The organism is Candidatus Eisenbacteria bacterium, assembly GCA_018831195.1.
In the GTDB taxonomy this organism is placed as follows: domain Bacteria; phylum Eisenbacteria; class RBG-16-71-46; order CAIMUX01; family JAHJDP01; genus JAHJDP01.
Genome location: JAHJDP010000102.1, coordinates 1 through 5,639, shown reverse-complemented (window position 1 = coordinate 5,639; position 5,639 = coordinate 1). Strand labels below are relative to the sequence as shown.

The window sequence follows — 5,639 nt, the reverse complement described above, 5'->3', positions numbered from 1 at the left end:
ATGGCCCCGCAGGTCCAGCCCTTGTTGGCTGACAAGTCGAAGATCATCCGGACGATATCAGCTTCGGATATTGGAACAGTGGGAAGATGCTCCTCGTTGACAACGAGCCGGGCGTCTTTCTTTCGACCCTCGACCCGATAGCCAAACGGCACAATCCCGCCGAGCCATGCGCCTTCTCGCGCCAGGCGTTCCCTACCCGCATGGGATCTCTCAAGGAATGTCTCGCGTTCCAGCCCGGCCACGCTCGCGAGGATGCCTATAAGAAACCGTCCTGTCGCCTCGCCGGAATCGAAGGGTTCGGTCATGGACTTGATCTTTGCACCGCACTTTTCCAGCTGGTCGATGGCTTCCAGGGTCAACCGGGGATCGCGGCCGAGGCGGTCCAGCTTGTAGAACAGCACGGTGTCGATCTTGCCGGTGCGGGCATCGTCGAGCATCTTGGCTCCGGCGGGGCGCTGGCTGAGGGGCAGGGTGCCGGTGATGCCGTCGTCGGAGTAGATTTCGATGACGTTTATTTTGTGGAGATCGCAATATTTTTCCGCGAACTCCCGCTGGGTATGGATGGTCTGGTTCTCGCGTTGCTCCGCAGACGAGACGCGGGCGTAGATGGCTGCTTTCACGTGATGGGGCTCCTTTTGCGAAATCTTCTAACTCATTGTCAATAAATCGGTTGGGTTCTCGCGTGTCCAGAATTAGCTCAGGTGCGGTTAAACATCAAGTTAAAGCCGGGACCATCCCCTATTTCATTATATGTACAAGTCGCATATTGGGAAGGAAGAATTGTTAAAAATGCGAATGTATTATTCAAATGCCTATACAACACCTATGACTACCTATAAAATGTTGATTGGAAACCCATCGATCCACGATCTAATCCGACGCAAACGCACAGATCTGGGTCGATGCCGCCAGTTCCATGTTATATACCCTAGAAGGAGGTGGGATAGTGAAACGCAGAGTAGGAAGACCTCAAAAACCGTTACCGCTGATATCGCAGAAGCCGGGACCTTTCTTTCAAGTGCGTGCTTTTTGCGATTTTCTCAACGCAACAACACCTGAAGATCGAGTCCGCTTCTTGTATCGAACCCATCTGGGGGTGACTGCTCATTTTATGGCCCAAAACATTTTGAAGAGTAAAGGGAAAAAGACACAAAGAAATACAGATGAAAATACGGGAGAAGTCACCCTTAGGCCCCCAGCTGCGTGGTTCTATCGACACGTCCCAGATGAGAGTCTAGAAGGGTATTTTCTAGAAGATATGTGGAACGGCGCTGATTACAAGGGGAAGATGTTAGACTGGGCAAAAGCCAATTTCCTTCCAGCCAGAAAAAGACAACTTCATCGTCATTTAACGACGCGTCAGCGGGAGTTCCAGGACCTTTTTGATAAAATCATAGAGAATAAGAATCCACATATTGTCTCCAGGATGTTCGAAGAATGGATTTCTGAGGTTTCGATACTTATGTTTGAAAAAGAAATCAATGGATTCATAAACAAGTCTGGTTTTCAACGAGGAAAGGGCGAGATTGGCTTTGTCCCGATTTTGATGGAGTTGAAAGAACTGCTTCTGACCAAGGGAGCCATTGGTATTGGCAAGTGTGCTCGAAGGGCCTGTAATCGCTATATGGTCAAATTCCGCACAGACGTAAAAGCATATTGCTGTCCTGCCTGTTCAAGGCATGAAAAAAAACCTAGCCAACTAAAGAAGACATAAAAATCACACCCGGCTCTGTAACCTTCTACGATTGCGAAGTTTCCAGCGACTCTTCGTGATGGAATTTTGCATAGCTAAATACCGATTTTGACAAATAGCTGTCATTAATTGACCCTAACCTGTTGTCCTGCATCATTTTAGGCTTGCTTTCATCTTCTCTGAAGGCTTAAATACTCTTTATTAGACACATCTGTAGTCATTAATAAGGAGGTTTAAAATGAAAGCTGTATCCATCCCCAAAACTGAACTCACCCTGGGCGAGGCTGCCTCGGTTCTCAGCGTCTCGCTTGATTCCTTGCGAAGTCTTGAACGTTGCGGTTTGTTTCGTTTCCGCCGAACCCGCGGCGGCTGGCGGACCGTGAATGCCTCAGATCTGGATCAGCTACATAGAATCCTTCGACCAGAATCCGTAAGCCAAGAGACGGGGTGTTGATGTTTCCGGCATCCCTCCATGGCCCCGGTTCGATTTGCACAAAAGCGGTCGAGGGCTAAGCGCGTGCGCGAGAAAACAGCGATTGAGCTGCGGCGGCACTACAGCGGGCGCTCAGATGCTGAGGCCAACGGGGCGATTGCAACCCTGCTAATGAAGATCCTATCCAACTCCCCTGACCATAAGCCGAGACGCCCGACCCTTGAAATCGAGGCTACCGGACCGTGCAAAGAAGGAGATGCCGATTGTGGCGGCGAATTCAGACATGTCCGTGGTTGTTGAGGATTTCATCGATCGAGTTATGCGAGTGTTTCCCGATGCAGAGGTGGTATCGAGAGGTGAGTCGATCGTGAGAACCAATGGGCTCTCTGACCAAGGCCGGGCAGCCCTCTGGTACGCGAAGCAGGGTTGGCCGGTGTTGCCCCTCCACACACCACGATCCGGATCTTGCAGTTGCCGGAAAGCTGATTGTCAAAGCCAGGGTAAACATCCCAGGACTCAGCGGGGATTGAAAGATGCCTCGACCGAGGAGAGGACAATCAGAAGTTGGTGGACGCGATGGCCAGATGCCAATGTCGCGGTTCTCACCGGTACTGAAAGTGGCTTGATTGTATTGGATATAGATCCACGTAATGGGGGGGATGAATCATTGGCTGACTTGGAGGCTGAATTCGGCAGGCTCCCCGCAACGGTTGAATCTCGGACCGGTGGCGGGGGACGGCACTACTTTTTCATTCACCCGAGGGTGCCCATTCGGTGCAGCTCCGGCAGGCTTGGCCCCGGTCTTGATCTAAAGAGTGATGGCGGATATATCGTCGTGCCACCAAGTGTGCATTGTTCGGGAAATACCTATCAGTGGCGTGATTCAAGCAAACCAAATCAGATTCAACCTGCTCCTCTCCCTGGTTGGCTCCTGGACCGATTAACTCAACAATATGAAAGGATACCGGCAGATGAGGAGGGCGGAGGGAATATACCTGAGGGAAGTAGGAACGAGGCCCTGACCAGTATGGGTGGGCGTCTGCGTTCCATGGGTATGACAACAGCAGAGATTCGATCGGCCCTGCTTGAGGCCAACAAGGGGCGCTGTGTCACACCGCTGGATGATACGGAGGTGGAGAGGATTGCGGAAAGCCTTGGTCGATATCCTCCACGATCAAGTATCGTCACCAATTCAAGTGAGTGGGAACATCCAATACCGCTGTCAGTAACGAACCTCCCCGAATTTCCAACCGGTGCACTGCCGGATTGGGTGAGGCAATTTGTAGAAGCTGAGGCCGTGGCTACCCAGACACCTCCTGACCTAGCCGGCATGCTCACGATCTCTGCGTGTGCTGCGGCCATTGCCAAGAAAGTGGTTGTACATGTCAGAGAGGGATATCAGGAGCCGGTGAACGTTTTCGTGGTCGTTATCCTTCCACCCGGAAGCCGTAAATCAGCTGTATTCTCCCATGTCACTTCTCCTCTGGAAGAGTATGAAGCAACCGAGACTGAGCGGTTGAAGGCGGAGATTGCGGAGCAACAATCCCAACATCGAATTGCCACCGAGGCATTGAGGAAGGCGGAAAAGAAAGCAGCTGAAGCTAAATGGGACAAACGAGAGGCAGCATTTGAGGAATCTAATAGGGCGGCGCGAGAGCTTGCGGCCATTAAAGTACTACAGCCGCTGCGCCTGATTGTTGATGACTGCAGTCCCGAACGGCTCTCGACTCTGCTGCAGGAACAGGGTGGCCGGATCGCTGTCATGGCGCCGGAAGGTGATGTCTTCGATCTCATGGCGGGCCGTTACAGCAGCGGAGGTCCGAACCTCGGTGTTTATTTACGAGGTCATGCCGGGGATCAAATACGGGTCGATAGAGTCGGCCGGGCTTCAGAATTTGTGGAATCCCCCGCGCTCACTGTGGGCTTGGCTGTTCAACCTGAGGTCTTGAATGGTCTAACTCGGGTCCCCGGCTTCCGTGGCCGGGGTCTCATCGGGCGCTTTCTTTTTGCCCTTCCTCACAGCCTTCTTGGCTGCCGGGAGATAAATCCCCCGTCAATGCCTCCCCAGGTCAAATCTGAATACCGAAAGAATGTCCAAGCTCTCTTGTCTTTACCCTTCGGAACCGACGCCGAGGGGGCACCGGCACCACATACGCTGTCATTCGATTTCCTAGGCCAAGAGGCACTCATGGCTTTTGCCTCTTGGTTAGAGCCGCAGTTGGCGGCGACCGGTGATTTAGGGCATATGACGGATTGGGCGGGGAAGCTGGTAGGAGCCATCGCCAGATTGGCGGGCATCTTACATATGGCCGAGTATGTCCGTGAAAAAGATCCCTGGACGATACCCATAAACCTCCAGACCGTTGAACTTGCAATCCAGATCGGACACTACCTGATCCAGCATGCCAAGGTGGCGTTTGGCGAGATGGGAGCTGATCAGGAACTGGATGACGCCCGGCACATTTTGAGCAAGATCCAGAGCCTGGGTGTCACTGAAATCACGCGCCGGGATCTGTTTGAGTCAGTTAAGGGGCGGTTCAAGAAGGTGGACAAGATGGACCCCGGACTTGGACTCCTGGTGGACCATGGCTATATCCGGCGGAAAGAAATGGAGGATTCCAGCGCCCGTGGCCGAAAACCGAGCCTTATTTATGAAGTGAATCCACTTTTGCCACCGGAATTGAACTGTTGCAGATCTGCAACACAAAAAGAGCGATTACAGGGTACACAAGTTAATTGTGCGAATTGTGCGAATTGTGCGACGCCCACGTGAGCCTCAAAACACGAGTTTTGGGGTCGGAGGAGGGAGGTTTTGGGCCAATGAATTCTGCGAATTCTGCGAACATCACTCTAAGTAATCATTTTTTGTTATATACTACTATATTAGTAGGAATTAGATTTAAGGCAAAAAACGTCGTTTTTGGGCGCTTACCCTCGTCGCACAATTCGCACAATTCGCACAATTCCCCATTGGGTCCCAAACCGGCAACCCCCGGATCGGATGTCCGAGGGCGGCTGGCAGCCTGTGAAGGTAGGCTTTCGGGTCGATCACGCGGTCCCGTTCTCGATAATCGCCTTAATGGCATCCAGGTCCCCCCGGGCCGCTGCGACGACCACGCCCTTCACAAACTGGGTTGCCTTACCAGATCCGGTTGCCTTGTGGATCAGATCCCGTTCGCTCCGGAGCAGCCTGAAGGCGAACACGCAGATCGGATCGGATGCGTCCGGCTTCTGGGCGGGTTCGGGAGCGGGTGCCGTTGTGATTGGGTCCGGCGTGATGGTCTCGGCCGTCTTGGGGGCCTTCGCTTTCTGCTCCGATTGGGTCTTCTTCGAGTCCTTCTTTGTGGCTGGTTTTGTCTGCTTCTTAGCCATGGTCATTTCTCCTTCTGGTTATTGGTTCGTCCTGGTCATCTTGTCCAGCGCCGGTTTGATGCCCGCCTCTCCGTCGTCGCAGGAGAGCAGCTGTTCAATTTCTGTGGCCCAGTGCAGGAAGTCGTACCGGCCACCGGCGAT

At 52.9% G+C, this 5,639-nt stretch carries 5 protein-coding genes; 3 read left to right on the top strand and 2 right to left on the bottom strand.

Annotated elements, in window-relative coordinates:
- Nucleotides 1-620, bottom strand: a 620-nt coding sequence (locus tag KJ970_18170) for a recombinase family protein (protein MBU2692849.1), incomplete at its 3' end; no start/stop codon positions are given.
- Nucleotides 621-946: 326 nt separating this feature from the next.
- Between KJ970_18170 and KJ970_18165 the strand changes: the two genes are divergently transcribed.
- From KJ970_18165 to KJ970_18155, 3 genes are all read left to right on the top strand, one after another.
- Nucleotides 947-1,714, top strand: coding sequence for a hypothetical protein (locus KJ970_18165; GenBank protein ID MBU2692848.1), 768 nt, complete (start codon nt 947-949; stop codon nt 1,712-1,714).
- A 217-nt stretch (nt 1,715-1,931) separates the two neighbouring features.
- Nucleotides 1,932-2,147, top strand: coding sequence for a helix-turn-helix domain-containing protein (locus tag KJ970_18160; protein MBU2692847.1), 216 nt, complete (start codon nt 1,932-1,934; stop codon nt 2,145-2,147).
- 244 nt (nt 2,148-2,391) lie between these two features.
- Nucleotides 2,392-4,899 carry a DUF3987 domain-containing protein gene (locus KJ970_18155; GenBank protein MBU2692846.1) on the top strand — a complete coding sequence of 836 codons (2,508 nt, stop codon included), beginning with the start codon at nt 2,392-2,394 and terminating at the stop codon, nt 4,897-4,899.
- A 275-nt stretch (nt 4,900-5,174) separates the two neighbouring features.
- On the opposite strand, the gene KJ970_18150 is transcribed toward KJ970_18155, so the two are convergent.
- A complete protein-coding gene (locus tag KJ970_18150; GenBank protein MBU2692845.1) occupies nt 5,175-5,498 on the bottom strand; it encodes a hypothetical protein in 324 nt (107 codons plus the stop codon).
- Nucleotides 5,499-5,639 lie beyond the last annotated feature (141 nt).